Below are 16,477 nucleotides of genomic sequence, written 5' to 3' on the forward strand. Positions count from 1 at the left end.
AGCCCTGCCACCTACGAATCAACCCACGCCACCCACCAACAGGTAGCGTGAACCAACCTCACACCAACCCTGTCCGTCGAACCGGGTCAACGCCAACAGGGCCGCATCTTCCGTGACGCATGGATTGCCGGAGTGACGAAGCACTACCCCGGCGAGCCCAAGCCCGGGTACGTCGCACCGTGGGAAGAGACACCCGACTGGGAGCGGGAGAGCGCGGCAGCCGTGTACGAGCAGGTGCGGGCGTTCGTCGAGGTCTCTGAAGGAAACACAAGCAAGCTCACGCGAGAGCAGAAGGGCCGGTTCGTGGCGCTGTGCTGGATCGCGCAGATCCACCGTCACATCCCCGACCCCAAAGCCAGCTACGTAGCTGACTGGGACGACCTGCCAGCCTGGCAGCGGGAGACTGACGCAGACATCTTTGAACGGATCGAAGACGTCAACTGACACCCGCTGGCATCTGTGCAGGCCGTGTTGCCTTCAAACGCTGTCTGAACTGCTCGTCGAGGCTAGTTCATGACAGCTCGACGGTGCCGTCCGGGTGGACCCACCAGACGTCGATCTGCGCGGCGCTGAGTGACGCGGCAACTTCGCCATATAGGTCTCGATAGCGTTGAAACTCGGGGAGCGCGATGGCGCTCTGCCAGTCGGGCTCCTTGCCGCGGAGTCGCATAGCGGCCAGGACTGCTGCTGCGAACCAATGACCGGCCTGCGTGCTTGGACTCGTGCGCTTGATCTCATGGGCGCGCCTGGAGTCGGCGTAGCTGCGACTGGGAAAGCCCTTCACCTCGATCCCGACAGTTCCACCGTCCCCCCTCGCGATTACGTCGATGCCATGTTCCCGCGCGGCGGTGTTAGCGACCGAGAGGATGCGCCAGCCTCTATGGGCCAACGCGGTGACGACTGCGGCCTGAACGTTGGCCTCGGTGTGCCACTCTTCATCGGGGCTGGCAACCGTCGTTGGCTCCTCTGGGCCAGGCGTTCCGACGTCTTGGTTGGAGATAGCGTCGGTGGCCGATCCGCGCGGCTCGATCTCGCCCCGGAGCTCGAACCCCAAGGCAGCCAGATGTCGCCGCGCTGTATGGGAGATGAACTCGGACCGTGGCACGCCCACAGCCGCTTCGAAGGCCTGGACTGCCGGGAACCAGATGTTCTTGACGCGAACAGCGTGTTTGTGGATGGCCTCGGGCGCGGCGTCGGCCAGCCGAGCCTCTACCTGGGCTCGAGAGAGCTCGTAGCGCCGCCCGTTCAGAGTGAAGCGAATCGGCGCGTCGTCGAGACGACTCATGAGCCAAAACTACGACACGCGATGCGCGGCCACGAGCATGACGAATCCTCCAGCCCTGTCGACGGCGGGGCGAACGACAGCACTTGCTGACGTGTCAACTCCGGTCGAACCTTGACCCAGCTGTTCGGGTGAAGGTTGACAACCCATCCGGTTTGGTGTGGGCGGACGTCGCGGCTGGGAGGCGAGGTGATGCCAATGGGGATCGCCGCCCTGCATTTGGCTGGCGCCCCGGGACCCGGGGCAAACTGTCGGAGTATCACCAGTAGTCTTAGCCGATCTAGATTGAGGCTCGAGCAGAGGTGGTGCGCCGTGATCAACGTCGCGACGCGACGACGTTCGAACCCGAGTCCCCTCCGATACCCGGGCGGCAAGGCCTCTCTGGCAGGCTTCTTCGAGGAGGTGATACGTGCGCTTGCGCTGAACAAGCCCACATACATCGAGCCCTATGCGGGCGGCGCCGGAGCCGGCCTTGAGCTGTTGTACCGGGGCGTCGTTGGGCATCTGGTGATCAACGACTTGGACTACGCCGTCTACTCGCTGTGGGATTCCATGCTCAACCGGCACGAGGAGTTCCTGGACCGCTTCGACTCTGTGCCGTTGACGGTCGCTGAGTGGAAGCGGCAGCGCGAGATTTTTCGGCGCCGCGACGAGCCCGGACTCGACAAGCTCGACCTTGGATTTGCAACCTTCTATCTGAATCGGACGAATCGCTCGGGCGTCCTTCGCGGAGGGATCATTGGCGGCCTTGAGCAGGAAGGTGTGTACAAGCTGGACGCACGCTTCAACAAGGACACGCTGAGGCATAGGATCACGGCGGTCGGGAAGCATCGCTCGAAGATCTCGGTGACCCATCAAGACGGGGCTGTCCGCTTACGTCACTGGTTGGCGAAGGAGAACGTCTTCGCCTACGTCGATCCGCCGTACTACGAGAAGGGCAGTGCGCTCTATCTCAACTCGTTCAACGATGATCAACACCGCGACCTGGCATCGTGGCTCAACGCCCTGGCCGACGCCAACTGGGTGCTCACCTACGACAGGGCCAACTTCATCAAGGCTCTGTACAGCGACAGGACGTCACTCGACTTCAACCTCCATTACTCGGCGCACCGGCGCGAGGTGGCGAGTGAGTTCATGGTCGTCTCGAATGCCGTAGCCAGGGCCCTGGGTCAGCAGTGAGAGTTCGCCACGCGTGCGCTGTGCGTGCGCTCGGCTACGCCTGAAGTCGCAGTCTCACCTGGCGCCTGGGAACGGGCCGCGCTGGATGATCTGGCTGCGCGGCGGCAAGCCGAGCAGGCGTTGTCCCAGCGCTCGCAACACTGACTGACCCACCCCGAGAGGCAGCGAGGCTGCGGAGTGCGCCAGTGCCACGGGGATCACGGCGTTCTCGTAGAGCCGGGTCTGCACGTGATCCAAGACCTCGCAGACGACACGGAGCGTCGGATAGTTAGCGATGTTCTCGCCAGCGGCGTCACCGTAGGGCGCCACGCCAGGCTTGGGCGGGACGGTGATTACCAGCGGATTGCCGTTGGTCGTTCGATAGATGAAGCGTCGCCCGTAGAACTCGTCAGTCCCGTACTGGTGTTGGGGCGGACGACCGGTGATGCGGTTGATGTACGCGCGCGACAGGAACATTACGTTCCCTGGCGGGATAAGGTGTGAGATCAGGTGGGCGTGTTCGACGAATCGCCCGCTCTTCTCCACCCCGACCACGAGCGGAAACGGAGCGCGCTCGTGCTCATCACAATGTGTGGCAAAGTCGGCGAGATAGTCTTGGAATCTTCGCTTGAGCGGCGCCACCACGCCATGGAGACCGAGTGGGCCGTCCGTGATGAACATCGTTCGTGCCAACGCATCAAGTCCGTGCTGTTTCTCGTTGAATAGGACCTGCATGTAACCGAGGGATGTCAACCGTTCGGCAACGAGCATCAAGCGGGTTAAGGGAGACTGATTGGAGCCCTCGGGTGTGTATTCTTCATGGGTTCGCAGAACGTCCCCTAAGTAGACGTGAGCGCCACAGACCGGGCACGACGTGCCCCGCTTGGGCACTTGGATCGCGCCGCCGGGGAGCTGCTCGTCCTTGGCGTCGCACGTCGGGCACCGTCGCAAAGGTGCGGTCGATGCCGCCGCGTCCGGACTGCCATGGAGGGCTAGCAGCATGTCGGCGAGCGTGAGTTGGGAATCCTCGTCGAACTTGGTTACCGCTAACAGGCGATCGAGCTCCTGCCGCCATGTGTCGACTCCGCTCATGCCGGCGATGGCCAGACCAGAGCCCGGCAAAGCTCCGTCGAAGGCAGCGTGTTGGTGGGCTGCGCGCAGTGCACGCGGGTTGACGAAGTCGCCAGCTCCAGCCTCGTGGAGTTTGTCGAGGTCGATGAACGACGCGGCGACGCGAACATAGCCGACCTTGATCGTGGGGTGCTCGCGTGTGGCCTCCACCTCTGCGTCTGATCCATCGACCGTGATGGCGAAACGAACGTCACGGGAGAGATCTCCGTTTGTCAGGTCCGCCATCGGAGTGCACAACGAGGTGACGAGATTCTCGTCCTCCGGAGATGCCTGCGTCACCTCCCACCTGGCGAACGCGTCGTGGACGGCTTGGCTGTTGACAACGGGAACGTGACCGAGACGTGATGCCCGTTCTGATGGATACGGCACGACTACTAGATCTCCTCGGCGGAGATTCGCGGGAGTCCCGCGGCCTCCCGCGCCTTGTTGATCATCCCGTGATCGAACATGGCCACCTGGACGGGAACGATGTACTTCCCCGAGTACGTCTTCATCCGTACGAAGCCCTGGTCCTCGACTCGCCGGATGCTCTCGGCCCACGTCTTGAAGTCGTAGTAGTGCGACAGCTCCCTCGTCTCGAGGTCCGAGTTGAGGTGTGCCACCAGCCAGTTCGAGGTGTTAGAGAGGATGCGCTGGTCGACGCTCGAGACTTCCTGAGTCGCATACACCAGACCGATCTGGTACTTCGCAGCCTCCTTGGACAGTCGAACCCAGGGGTTTCCGGCGACATCCTTGGCACCCCGCTCGAACAGGTTGTGTGCCTCCTCCACGATGATCTGGAACGGAACAGGGTCATGATCGGAACGGAAGCGCTCGTTCGCACGCGAGAGCAGGAAGTTGACGATGTTCTCCGAGATGATCTTGGCAACGTCGCCAGAACCGTGTGCCAAGTCGATGATGGCGACACGACCCTCCTGCATGTCGTCCCAGATCTGCTTCTCGACCCGCTCGATCGAGGTCGGCGTGTGGAAGTCTCTCAGCTGCCGGATCACGGCCTTTCCACTGGCGCGGTTGTTGAAGTCGGCAATGAACTTGAATGGCGTGTCCCCACCGTTCGACCGCTGGTTCCAACTTCCGTTGTTCGCCATCATGAGCATGACGCGCCGAGCAGCCTCCGGCGTGGTGGCAACGTAGTTGGATCCCTTCGTCTTCACCAGACCGGGATGCGCGGCTTCGAAGGAGTCGAAAAGAGGCTTGGTCCATCCGAACTCAACGCCGGTTGGCGCGAACGAAGCGGCAGTGATACCGCACTCGGCGATCAGCCCATATAGGCTCACGACAGCCTTGGTCCAGGTGACCCAATCCCCGGGGTCGGCGACCTTGTCTGGCTCGGACCAGTTGATCGAGGTGAACGCCTTCACATAGGCGTAACTGCCGTACTCGTCATTGACCGCAGTATTGACGAAGTCCACAACCGCATCGAAGTTCGCACGGTCGTAGAAGTTCATGGCGAGGGGGCGAATCTGGGGATCTGTTCCGCTGGCGCCCATCCGATAGATCCGCACGTGCTGCTGGTCACCGAGCAGGCGCAATCCGGTCTTGTCCTGCTTGTTGACGTTCGCGTACTCGCCTTGGGGATCGAAGATGAGCTGTCCGATCTTGGTTCTAGTAGCCGCCGCGTGCGTCGCAATGGCTGTCACCAGTGTCTTGATCGTGTTTGATTTGCCGGTTCGGGTCATGCCGAATACGGCAGTCTTTCTCGCCACGAAGTCGTCGATATGAACCTGCACATCAGCTGCGTCCACACCTGCGGCTCGCGCTCTCCGCCGCGTCGAGGCGAAGCGGACGACGCCGAGAGTTAGTAGGTCATCGCCCTTCGGCTCCGGATATGACGCCAGCCAGGAGAGGACCCTCTGCGAAGGAAGGAACACCTGGTAACGAGCAGACGACACCACATTGTCGATGTCTGAGCCGAACTCGATGTCGGTCGCGTTGGGCTCGGTGTAGAACGTGCCGATGACCTCGCAGTCGAACGCCGACTGCTGCAGCTCGTTTCGGGTCAGCTCGTCAGTGACGTCATCGAAGTCCTTCCCCGAATCTCCTGCATCACGCACGACCGCAAGCCGGGTCTGCACGAGGTCGGACTCATTTGGCAACGCTTCGGTCCCCCGCACCCGTAGCAAGATGAGCTCTTCATCATCCAACGCAAAACCTTCGGTGGTCTGCTTGCCTGCGGCTGCTAACAAGAACGCTCCGTGCGGCACTCCACCAGCCTGAGTCTTGCGCCAGTCATCCGTAAGGACGATCGCTCTGCTGTAGTCGAGGCGAAAAATGCCTCCAACAGCCGGGCAGCCGTCGTTGATGAGGGACGCAAGTGGGGTCGCCGCACGTGACGACTGGATGATCGCTGAACTCAGACTCATTCTTGACCGCACTTTCTGTGGCGCTGACCCAACCCAACATCGAACAGAGGCTACTGATGACCTCCGACATTTTCCGGCTACCGACCTGACGCCGATCGTCGCGCCCGACGATCCTCTGCCGGCACGTCCCGGCAGAGCTCCGCAAGGTCGCACTTAGAACACTTCTCCTCCCAGACTGGGAGGCGAGGGAGATCGTTCTCGCGAAGCGCGTCGCCAGCCGCCTTGATACGACTGCGGACGGCAGTGAGCAATGGGTCCTCAACCAGTTCGCGGATGGTTTTGCCCTGCTCGTCCAGGTTCAGGACCTCGATGAGATCGGCACGCTCGCCTGTCAGCTCCTGGTAGCCGACGGCGTACACGTGGAGCTGATCCCGGGTGACATCCTCGTCCTGAGCCCGTGCAGTGGACTTGAAGTCGACGATCGCCACCTCGTCACTGTCGAGGCGACGGACGAGGTCGATGCGGCCATCGACGGTGATGCCCGGCGCGACGTGGACCTGGATCTGCTTCTCGCTGTGGATCGTTCGCTCCAGGTCGGCGGCGTGCTCCGTCAGGTAGCGCTCGACCGACTTGATGGCCGCGGCGCGTAGCGTTGCCTTCAGCGCTGGATACGCGTACGGAGCATGAAGGTGTCGATCGACGAGGTCCTCGGCCGCGGTCGGCCCGACGACATCCCCGTCCAGGGCGCGTTTATGCGCTTCGGCCAGCGCGTCGTGCAGACCCTTTCCGTAGCCGAGTGCCTCATGGAGCGGCGGATTGAAGCCGTAGAGGAAGCGCAGCTTGAATTGATACGGGCATTCGAAGAGATACTTGAGTTCGGAGAACGAGAGGGTGACGTTGGGCAGCTCCTGCTTAGCGTGTGGCGCGAGCGTCGGCGTCGGAACTCCAGGCTCGCGGGTCAGGAACCAGGACTGCCGGGCGCAGTGGTCGAAGAACTGCGACCGCCTGCCATACAGCCGATTTCCCGGCACCGGGGAGTAGGACACGAAAAGGTACTTCTGAGCGCGTGTCACCGCGACATAGAACAGGCGTGTCTCGTCCTCGACAGTTCCCCGGTAGCGATCAGGGCTCGCGACCGCGGTTTCCGGGATGACATGAAAGAGACCGAGCCCGCCTTGCCGCTTCGCTGGAAAGCGATTGTTCCGAAGGCATGGTACGAACACCACCGGCCACTGCATGCCCTTGGCTTGGTGGACCGTCGAGATGATCACCGCATCGGGCGCCGCGTAGCCGACATCTGCGTCGGCGTCGGCGTAATAGTCGGGTGCCTGGTGCTCCAGCCAGTCGGCGAACGACCTGTACTTGTGTGCCGGGTCGGTGTTGAAGTAGATCACTTCGAAGTCCGAGATCGCCTGGCTGAACTTGCCGAGCTGATAGAAGACCAGCTCGGCGCGGGCGGGATCCCCGGGGACGGTGTCTTCGCGGAGCGTCAGCGCTTCGAGGAATTCCAGGTACAAGCGTTGGATGTTATATACGCCCCACCTCTCGCCGCGGTCGAAGTCGCGACCCTCGTCGAGCACGCGCATCGCGGCCGCCCAGTCTCCACCGGTCGGGAGCAACGAGGCGTCGTCGAACAGGGTCCGGAGCGCCGCTCCGTCGATCTCGCTCACGATGTAGCGGAAGACGCCGACGATCGCCTGGATCTCGGGGCTGTCGAACAACCGGTTGAGGCCTTTGATCACGAACGGAATGGCCCGGCGGCGCATCTCGTCCACCAGCGGTCCTGCGTCACGGGCCACCGAACGGAACAGCACCGCGCAGTCCGACCACGACAGGCCGCGCGGATCCCCGCTCGGCCCATCGGCGAACGCAACACCACGCATCGCCTGGATCCGGTCACAGATCCACGATGCCTCCGCATCTGGGTCGGCGAACTCGAGAGCCAGGAGGTCGCCGCGAGCGAACTTCTGATGGCCGGAAGCAACCATCGCCTTCGAGAGCCTTTCCCCGAACGGGATGAGCTCGGCCACCGAGCGACCGACCTCCACGACGCCCTCGCTTGACCGGAAGTTGTCGTCGAGGGTGACCTGCTGGACGCCGGAGTAGCGATCCTTGAAGGTCAGGATGTTGCTGACCTCACTTCCGCGCCACTGATAGATGGTCTGATCGTCATCCCCGACGACACATAGATTGGCGTCGAACTGCACGAGCCCGCGGATGAGACGTTCCTGGAGCGGGTTGACGTCCTGGTACTCGTCGACGACGACGTAGCGGATCTCGTCACGGATGTGACGCCGGACGAGCTCAGCCTCGGCATCTTCATCGGGATCGCCCTCAAGCAGCTGCACTGCGAGATTGATCATCTCGGTGAAGTCGAAGTACGCGTTGTCGTACAGCAACTTCATGTAGTCCCAGTGGGACCTCAGCACGCCGGCCGGGACCTGCCCCTCGTCGATGGTGTCTTCCCGCAGCACGCTCGTTGCTTGCATGTAGAGCTTCGAGTGGAGGAATCGTCGGAGGTGAGGTGTCCCCGGCGACAGGGTGGGGCACTCCGTCAGTCCGGACTTCCTGCTGTTGCGGTCGATGAACAACCGGGTCGTTATGTCAGTCAGCACAGAGAACTTGAAGGTCTCCGGCACGAGGCGTTGGACCAGATCGAGCGCGTAGCCATGCATCGTGCCGACGTACATCTCGGCGATACCCTGGGTGCTCACACCTTCGGCTTCGAGCACCGTGTGAATGCGCTCCTTGAGCTCTGCCGCCGCCTTTTCAGTGAACGTGAACGCGATGACGTTCCGCGGCTCGACTCCCGACTGCTTGAGGATCTCGGCGACGCGCTGCGAGATGACTTGCGTTTTGCCCGAACCCGCGCACGCGATGATCTGCAGGGGCTCGTCCAGACATGCGATAGCCGCTGCCTGAGCACTGGTGTAGGCCGTCACGTTGCCCCCTTGGCAGCGAGATGGGCAGCAGCGGACTCCTTCGCCGCCTGAACCTTGTCCACGCGCTCGTTCAGCTGCTCGGCGAGCCACACGAGGTCATCGGCTTCCCCCGCCTTCATGATCTTCGGTAGCTCCTCGAGCGCGCGCTGTTTCCAGGCGTCGCTGAACTCGTAGTGCCATGAACCAGCACAGCGCCGCTTTGCCGTCACAGCCTCCGGTTCCCCGAGCATCCCAACGATCTTCTCTGAGACGCTCTGGGGAATCAGATCCTCGATCTCCACAGCGTGACCGTGGGCGCACTTCCCTGTCCAAGTGCCGAGGCTCAGGATCTCCCGAGTCTTCGACCAGCCGAAGTCTTCGAGCTGGCTCTGGGCGCGTTTGCCGTTTTCGTCAAAGTCGAGCATCGCGACAACCGGCAGTTCAGTTGCCGAGCGGGCAAGGACCGCCTGGACGATGATCCTTTTGGCGCCCCCTGCCTCGATGACATGAATGCCCTCCATCAGCTCGGAGCGGCCCGCTGCAGCGCAGGCTGCGCGGATGAACTCAGCGTCTGTATAGCCCTCGGTGATGATCACTCCCCTGCAGTCCCCAGGGATAGCGAGTGAGCGGTCGAGCACAGTGGCCATACCCGCGTCTCGGTACAGGGACCCAAGGACGTGGGCATGGCTGCTATCACCGACGGCGCTTCGGATGCGTCTTGTAGCACCGTCCGCGTTCTTGCCCACCTCAGTGACCAGTGCCTCCCGGTCGCGTGAGATCACGTACGGCGAGTGGGTCGTGACGAGCAATGTGACGTCGATCCGCTTGGCCAACGTCCCCAACTCGTCACGAATGGCCTCCTGCGCTCCGGGATGGAGGAACGCCTCCGGCTCCTCGACCGCGAGCACCAGCGAGCGCCTACTCTGCTCTGCAAGGTACTGGAGCATTGCGACGAGAACCCCGCCGCGCAGACCGGTTCCCTTGTCGGAGAGCCCTGTCGTGATCACGTCGCCCAGGCGAACCTCCACGGAGGAGAGCGTTCGTTCCACGGTGGGGACATCGGGCACGAGTTCGGCGAGAGTCACTTCGGGGAAGATCACTGACACTCGTTCGCGCACCTGCGTGCGCAGCGGCTCCAACAGCTTCGTCTGTAGGTGTTCCAGGTACTTGCTCCGTGCCTCCTCCGCCGCGGCCAGCGCGTCGCCGAGGTGATCGCCAATTACCAGCTGCAAGATTTCGCGGAACTTGCCCCGAAGCAGAGACTCCAGATCCTCACCGCTGTGGATTACGGCGAAGCGAACGACGCTTCGCAACTGCTCTTCGAGCTTCTTGTGTTCCTCGCTGTCCGCGGGAAGTGATGCCGCTCCGGCGCCTCTTGCGCCGAATGTTGTCTGACGAACTCCCCCGGCAAACGACGCGACAATCCGGACCTCACGATTGTCGGCGTAGGTCTTGCCGGCCTTCCCCTTCTTGACGGCAAGCTCATACTTCTTCGCCCGTCGGAGCAAGGTGGACTCCGTCGCAGTGGTGCCGACATGGAACGTGAGGGTGATTCGCGTGACGCGCGGTTGGCCGACGCCCACGGTCGACGCGGGCCGATCGCGGTCGGCTACATACTCGGCATCGGGGTCAAGCACCAACTCAATCGCCCTGATCAGATTCGACTTGCCGCTGTTGTTCGGACCGACCAGGTAGTTCACGCCGGAGGTCAGGTCGAACTCGTGCTCACCAAAGAAGCTGCGAAAGTCCTTGATCCGGACATGTGTCAGCTTCATACTTCGAAGACCTTCATGACCTCGTCGCCGTAGTCGTTGATGACCTTCACCGCGATCTTGTTGCCGTCAGCCGGGGCCGGGAACGGGCGCGAGACAGTCTGGTACATCGACTCCCAGGCGTCTGGATCGATGTCCGACTTCAGCGCCGTCTTCAGCCGCTTGTACGGGTCGTTCCCGCCAGTGAAGTAACAGTGCCGGACGAAGAACGACTCGCCGTTGTAATCGGTGTCGATCATCCACAGCGCGATCTGGCTGGTGTCGTTGCTCCGTACCTCACCAGTCGTTGGATCGTAGATGTCTACGCCCTTCAGGTCGACGACGTAGCCGCCGGCAGTCTTCGAGATGTCGATGTCGGGCTCACCGAAGACTGTGAAGAGGTTGCCGGCCCCGGTCTTCTTGAGCTCCTCACCCATGAGCAGGTCGGCGTTCATCCGCACCATCAAGACTGGAAGCTTGCCGAGCAGGCGTGCGCCTTGGACCTGGGCGAAGCCCTCGTCGGTCGCCTCAACAGTCACGCCGTCGGTCTCAGTGACGTTCGTGACGTTGGGATCAAAGGCAAAGCCGAGGATGCAGAGCAAGTCGACGTTGTCGGCCTGGATCGCCTCCTTGGCCGCGTTCTTCACGTACGTCGCACTCACGGTTCCGTACTGCGGGCCGACGGCGATGCCGATCCTGGACGGCTTGGCGTGCTCGCCCGTCGGAACCTGTTCACCGATGGCCTGAACGTACGAGCCGGCATAGGTCTCGAACGCCGCGAACTTGATCCGCTCCGCCTTGGTGCCGTTCTGGATACCGGCCTTCGCCAGGTTATCCAGGATCGACTGCTCGAAGTTCGGAGAGTCTGCGTCCTTGGCCGCTTCGGTCTCCGACGTCGGCTCTCCCCAGTCCTTGAAGGTGAGCGCCCTGTGCGGGCTGAGCGACTCCACCGTGAACGGCCCAGCTACCCGCACCTTCTTGGAATCCTCGAACGGCTTGTCATATAGCAGTTCGAAGTCGGCATAGCGCTTGATCGCCGCCGTGATCTCCTCCCGTGTCATCCCGTCACTGATATCGGGATTATTCGCGATGGCTTTTAGCGTCACACGCTGGATACGATCACAAACGAACCCGTGTCGAATATCGCCGCTGTATGACGCGCAGGGAAGCGCATGCACCGAGAGTTCCTGCTCCTTTCTGGCGCCCTCAATCGAATCGGCCAGCAGGTACCACGGGTAGCGAGCCGCCATGATTCGTTGGCGCGCAAGCGCCAGCGCCACGCGAGACGTGTCGATCGTGATCCAGCGCCTTCCCCATTGCTCGGCAACATATGCCGTGGTTCCGCTGCCACAGGTCGGATCGAGCACCAGATCACCCGGATCAGTGCACAGCTGGATGCAGCGCTCGATCGCCCTGGTTCCCGTTTGAACGACATAGATCTTTGGATCTCCAAAGCCACTCTGACGGGTGTCGTCCCAGATATCACTGATCGGCTTGTAAGGAAAGTCATCGAGATAGCGCAGGAACGTTAGGCTGTTACCCACGCCTAGCAGCCTGCCGGCAACTGCGAGTCGGTTCATGCCCGTCAAGTCAGTTCGGAACGTACCCCCGCGAGGCGTGTAGGTCTTCCCCTGGTATTCATAAGCTCGGAGGTCGGCACCCTGGGCGGGACGCTGGTTTGTCAACGGGTTCGGGCGATACGCCCGAGCGCCGGGAGGTAGGGGCTCCAACTCAGACGCCTCTGCCTTGGTCATTGAACGACGGGTGCCATCAGCCAACTCCACGTAGCGGAGGTTCTGGTCATCGGCCACGGTGCGCGTCGTGTACTGCACCCGATACTTGATCTCGTCCTTGCTGCGGGCAAACCACAGGATCACGTCATACGTGTTGTCCAGAAGCTGACCACCCTTGCCCGTGGTCTTTCGAAAAACAACCTGGCTCACAAAGTTTGCGGAGCCGAATACCTCGTCCATTAGCGCGCGGACGAGGTGAACATTCTCGTCGCCGATCTGCACGAAACACGATCCCGATTGCGTCAGCAAGTCTCGGGCAACAATCAACCGCTCTCGCAGGTAGGACAAATAGGAATGAATGCCCAATTCCCATGTGTCGCGGAATGCCTTTATCTGCTCCGCCTCGCGAGCTGCGTCAACAAGATTCCCGTCACGCACGTCGCGCTTGCGTGCTGAGACCTGCCAGTTGGAACCAAACTTTATGCCATAGGGCGGATCGATGTAGATCATCTGGACCTTGCCGCGGAGCTTCTCGCGTTCGGCGAGAGATGCCATCACTTGGAGGCTGTCGCCGAGGATCATGCGGTTGGACCAATTCGCGTCGTGCTCGTAGAACTCGATCTGCTGGAGGTCGTCCAGCCCATCGAACATGTCGAAGAGCGTGAGCTCTGGCTCGTCCTCGACGCGTTCGGCGGTCCGACGGAGGTTCTCGATCAGGACCCGGGGGTCGATCTTCTCCTGGATGTAGATCGGGGGCGCGTCGGTGACGAGTTCGTCGTCGTATCCGGCCACATCCTCAGCAGGTGGATACTTGCCCCGCCACACCAGCTGCGGGTCGAGCGACTCGTCACGTGCGTAGCGCACCTGCCGGACCTCTTCGAGGACGGCACTCTCGTGGAAATCGACCGTGTCGGCGGTCGGGATGTTGGCCCGCTTCTCGTCGTGAGTGATCGAGTTGACCGGGGTCGGGCCCTTGGAGGTGTTACGCGCCACGAGCGCTCCCATCACTGCCGGTCTCGTTGAAGTCGAGAAGGTCGGGGTCGCCGATGATCGGCGCGTCGTCGTACAGGGCCTGGATCGACTCAGCGATACGGACCTTGAAGCTGTTGGGGTCAGTCATCTCGATGTAGCCCCAGCGACCGAACCCGCCGTGGTTGTTGACCGACGTGCACCAGGAGTCCCGGGCCGTGGTCGCCTTCTGCTGGGTCGGCCCGGGGCTCTTCTGGCTTCCGGACACCTCGATGATCAGCGTCCGCTCGAGATCGGATTCATCGTGCTTGATCAACCGAACGAGGAAGTCTGGGAGGTAGGAGTGGCTTCGCCCCTTGTGCACATACGGGATGTTGAAGCCGAGGTGGTCGTTCTTGACGTAGGAGCGCACGTTCTTGTTCAGCTCGAGTTCGCTCGCCAGAAGCTGCTCCCAGGTGTTGCCGTCCTTGCCGTCGAGGGTGACGTGCGATACCTCCGACTTCTCGGCCGTGACCACGCGCTTCCGGGTGACGAAGTCAACGTCGCCCGTTGAACCCTGTGGGTCGAACCGATTGATCATCGGGCGCAGTCGCTCTCGCCGGTTCCCGACGTGCCGGGTGATGGCATTCCAGACCTGCTCAGCCGCGAGAACCCGCGCCTCGGTGATCGTCATGAGGTAGCCCAGGCTGTAGTCGCCTTTGATCTCCACGCGCTGCTCGATCCAATCCTGGCAAATATTGACCAGCTTCGGGAAGAGCCACGGACGTTTGTCGCCAGCTGTAGTGAACTGCTCGTCGAGGATGCGCTTGGCGAGTTCGAACGCGACCTGCTGCGGCCGGTATGCAGTCGGATCACCTTCCTCGAGCTCACGCTTGCCGACGACACCGCCCATTTCGACCCACGTCGGGACGGTGTTCGGACCGATCTCGAACAACGGTGCGTTGTCCAGATCGAGCCAGATGTCCTCGTCGGGAAGCTCCACGCGGTAGCCGTCGAGCTTCGGGAACGTAATACGCAGCTCCTCTCGACCTCCGAGGGCTCGCACCTCGATCGACGGCTTGGGCGGAGTCGGGTCGACGATCGGCTTGTCGCTGGAGATGAATTGAAACGGAATGCCGTAGACGTTGGCATACTCTGGCTCGAAGTAGCCGACGTCGTTGGTCGCGTAGTTTCGGCGGCGCAGTCCGCGGCCGACGACCTGTTCGCAGAGCAGCTGGCTGCCGAAGGCTCGAACACCGAGGATGTGGGTGACCGTGTTGGCGTCCCAGCCCTCGGTGAGCATCGACACGCTGACGACGCAGCGGACGTCGGCCCCGAGCTTGCCCTTCTTGCCGACGGTGTTCATGACTTCCCGAAGCAGGTCCTGGTCCGTGAGCTTGTCAGTATCTGCGCCTGGGTTGCGCTGGCGATACTCGGCCTTGAACTTGGCGATCTCGAGTCCGGCCGCATTCTTGAAATCGTCCCTGAGCGCCTCGCCTGACTCCAGCTGAGCCGAGTCGACCAGGATGCTAAACGGCCGCGCGATCGGCTGGCCGTCGACAATATTGCTGAACAGGGCGAGCTTTCCTGGTTTGTGGGCGATGACCTCGCCGTCCTCGACGATCGCCTCGCCGGCGATCCAGTCGTAGACCAGTTTGCTCACCACCGTGTTCGGGCAGACGACGATGAAGACCGGGGGCGTCTCACCGTACGGCTTGAGAACCGTCTCCCAGTGCTCGTACGCCTTCACGTAGCTGCGGTAGAGGCTGCGCAGAGCGCCTTCGAGTTCCTTGGGCGGCAGCCAGTCCTTGACTTTGTCCTTTGCGGCACGTTTGGGCAGCCCCTGCCAGACGTATTCCCACAGCCGCAGATACGTGACGAGGTCCTCGTCCGCATCGTCGTCAACCGGGGTCCGCGGGACCTTGACGATGCCGGCCTCGATCGCGTCCATGAGCGAGAAGTCGCTGACGGTCCATGGGAAAATGTAGCCCTCGTTGTAGCCACTGCCAGAGAGATAGAACGGCGTCGCGGACAGGTCCCAGATCTGCTTGATGCCGACGTGCTTGGCGATCGCCTGGAGGCCGGAGAACCAGACACCAGCCTCCTCGTTCTCGTCGTTCTGCTCCTTGGCCCGCTTCTCGCCCGCCTGGATGGGGCGCGCGAGGTAGCAATGATGCGCCTCGTCATTGAGGACCATGATCTGCTGCTTGTCTGCACCGAGGTCGCGGAGCACTCGGCTCACCATTGCCTGCCGCGTCTCCTTGAACGGGTCGTCGGCGCGATCGCCCTTGAGCAGCAAGCGTGTGTTCTTGGCGACGCCCTTGATCTCCTTGGCATCTTTGAGAAGGAACGAGTGGTAGTTCGTGATCACGATCCGCGCGCTGTCGAGGCCGCCCTTGAGGTCCGCAGGTACCAGGTCGCGCAGATCGTAGTAGTTCTCCGTGTCCTCAGGCAGTAGAACCCGGAGACGGTCGCGAATGGTAATCCCCGGGGCGACGATAAGGAACCGGTTGGTGAACCGCGCGTCTCGCGGGGCGTACTGCTTATTAAGCGTCTGCCAGGCGATGAGCATCGCCATGACGATGGTTTTTCCCGAGCCGGTGGCCATCTTGAGCGCGGCCCGCGGCAGGCCTCCGTTGTGCGCCTCGTTCTCCGGCTCGAGCCGCTTGCGCCAGTCAGCGTAAGGCGCGCGTCGGCCCGCGACCTCGGTCAGGAAGATGGCTGTTTCGGCCGCCTCACGCTGGGCGAAGATGACGCGGTTGTCGCGAGTCGGATCAGCCCAGTGCTGGAGCAACTTCCGGCTGATCGGGGTGACCCCGGCATACTGCCCGTCACGGCGCCATTTCTCGACGTCTCGACGGACGTCGTTGATCAGGCTGTTCTTCTCACGACGCTCATGCGTGGCGTCAAAGTCGAACCCCTCCTGCTGCGACCCGTCGCCGCCCTTCTTACCCTTCTTGCTGACCGCGATCGGGACGAAGGACTCACTCGGACGCCTACCATTCTTGACCTGGCCGGTCGGCCCCTGAGGGCCGATGACATAGTGGCGATCGGGCTGCTCGTAGGGCGAATTGAGTATCGGGTTATCGATCGTCCCCGTCATGCGTGCTTCGCCTTGCTTGCTCCCACATGTGGCACCCTAGCTAACGCCAGCCGCGCACCGCTCTGCTGGACGGCACCCTGTGTCATTTTGTTCCCTCCCGTCAGGCCTCATCGGTACTAGGTAGCGCAACGTTACAGATCAAGCTCG

The 16,477-nt window shown here is 62.1% G+C and carries 9 protein-coding genes; 2 read left to right on the plus strand and 7 right to left on the minus strand.

Annotation, left to right across the window (positions count from 1 at the left end):
- The first annotated feature begins 132 nt into the window (after positions 1 to 132).
- A complete protein-coding gene (locus ABT313_RS43695; RefSeq protein WP_350866840.1) occupies positions 133 to 444 on the plus strand; it encodes a hypothetical protein in 312 nt (103 codons plus the stop codon).
- A 67-nt stretch (positions 445 to 511) separates the two neighbouring features.
- Here the strand turns inward: ABT313_RS43695 and ABT313_RS43700 are convergent, their stop codons facing one another.
- The gene (locus tag ABT313_RS43700) at positions 512 to 1,285 is read right to left on the minus strand and encodes a hypothetical protein (protein ID WP_350866842.1); all 774 of its coding nucleotides are present in this window, start codon (positions 1,283 to 1,285) and stop codon (positions 512 to 514) included.
- A 309-nt stretch (positions 1,286 to 1,594) separates the two neighbouring features.
- On the opposite strand from ABT313_RS43700, the gene ABT313_RS43705 reads away from it, so the two are divergent.
- A complete protein-coding gene (locus ABT313_RS43705) occupies positions 1,595 to 2,461 on the plus strand; it encodes a DNA adenine methylase (protein ID WP_350866844.1) in 867 nt (288 codons plus the stop codon).
- A 54-nt stretch (positions 2,462 to 2,515) separates the two neighbouring features.
- Here the strand turns inward: ABT313_RS43705 and ABT313_RS43710 are convergent, their stop codons facing one another.
- The 6 genes from ABT313_RS43710 to ABT313_RS43735 form a co-directional block, all read right to left on the minus strand.
- The gene (locus ABT313_RS43710) at positions 2,516 to 3,850 is read right to left on the minus strand and encodes a hypothetical protein (RefSeq protein ID WP_350866846.1); all 1,335 of its coding nucleotides are present in this window, start codon (positions 3,848 to 3,850) and stop codon (positions 2,516 to 2,518) included.
- Positions 3,851 to 3,945: 95 nt separating this feature from the next.
- Entirely contained in the window at positions 3,946 to 5,934 is a 1,989-nt protein-coding gene (locus tag ABT313_RS43715; protein WP_350866848.1) for a helicase HerA domain-containing protein, read from the minus strand.
- A gap of 77 nt (positions 5,935 to 6,011) precedes the next feature.
- The gene (locus tag ABT313_RS43720; RefSeq protein ID WP_350866850.1) at positions 6,012 to 8,816 is read right to left on the minus strand and encodes an ATP-dependent helicase; all 2,805 of its coding nucleotides are present in this window, start codon (positions 8,814 to 8,816) and stop codon (positions 6,012 to 6,014) included.
- Positions 8,813 to 10,570 carry an ATP-dependent nuclease gene (locus tag ABT313_RS43725; protein WP_350866852.1) on the minus strand — a complete coding sequence of 586 codons (1,758 nt, stop codon included), beginning with the start codon at positions 10,568 to 10,570 and terminating at the stop codon, positions 8,813 to 8,815. Before ABT313_RS43725 ends, ABT313_RS43720 begins: the two co-directional genes overlap by 4 nt.
- Positions 10,567 to 13,272: a site-specific DNA-methyltransferase gene (locus ABT313_RS43730; RefSeq protein ID WP_350866853.1), complete on the minus strand. Its 2,706-nt coding sequence runs from the start codon at positions 13,270 to 13,272 to the stop codon at positions 10,567 to 10,569. The genes ABT313_RS43725 and ABT313_RS43730 overlap by 4 nt, the downstream gene beginning before the upstream one ends.
- Positions 13,262 to 16,330, minus strand: a complete 3,069-nt coding sequence (locus ABT313_RS43735; RefSeq protein WP_350866854.1) for a BPTD_3080 family restriction endonuclease — start codon at positions 16,328 to 16,330, stop codon at positions 13,262 to 13,264. The genes ABT313_RS43730 and ABT313_RS43735 overlap by 11 nt, the downstream gene beginning before the upstream one ends.
- Positions 16,331 to 16,477 lie beyond the last annotated feature (147 nt).

This window comes from Kribbella sp. NPDC000426, assembly GCF_040300265.1.
Taxonomy (GTDB): Bacteria; Actinomycetota; Actinomycetes; order Propionibacteriales; family Kribbellaceae; genus Kribbella.